We start from the raw sequence: 528 nt of genomic DNA on the forward strand, positions 1-528 counted from the left end.
TCCAGGCAGTAGGGCTTGCCCGAAAACCTGGAACGTGGGGGTGGAAACCTCTACGGGCGGTGCAGAAGTCAGCAGAGGTCGTCACGATTACCGGTCGTAGCCGGGGCGTGTCGATGGACCGTCGTTTGGGTGAGCTGCGTCGCTACGTCCGCGGCTAGATGGGTTACTTCGGCGTGGCTTCTCAGCTGAAGCTGTTCGCCCGTCTGGATGGCTGGATTCGTCGCCGCATTCGGTGCCGCTACTGGAAACAGTGGAAGCGTCCGAAGACGCGTCGCCGCCATCTGATTGCCTTGGGCGTCCCGCGTCGTCAAGCGATCCGCCATGCCCGCAGCCGGCGAGGTCCTTGGCACATGTCCAAGACCATCGCCAGCGGAGTTGGTCTGACCAACGCATGGCTCGCCGCGCAAGGCGTTTTGAGTTTAAAGAGTCTGTCGGCCGAGCTTGCTCACCGTCGCTCTGCCGCCGTATGCGGACCCGCACGTACGGTGGTGTGGGGAGGGCGTCCCGAAAGGGACGTCCTTACCCGAT

General features: G+C 63.3%; 1 protein-coding gene. It reads left to right on the forward strand.

Annotated elements, in window-relative coordinates; all coding sequences use genetic code 11:
- Nucleotides 1-158: 158 nt before the first annotated feature.
- Nucleotides 159-528, forward strand: a 370-nt coding sequence (locus H1B37_RS33150) for a group II intron maturase-specific domain-containing protein (protein ID WP_286178478.1), incomplete at its 3' end; no start/stop codon positions are given.

It is taken from the genome of Stieleria mannarensis (genome assembly GCF_014154935.1).
GTDB lineage: Bacteria > Planctomycetota > Planctomycetia > Pirellulales > Pirellulaceae > Stieleria > Stieleria mannarensis.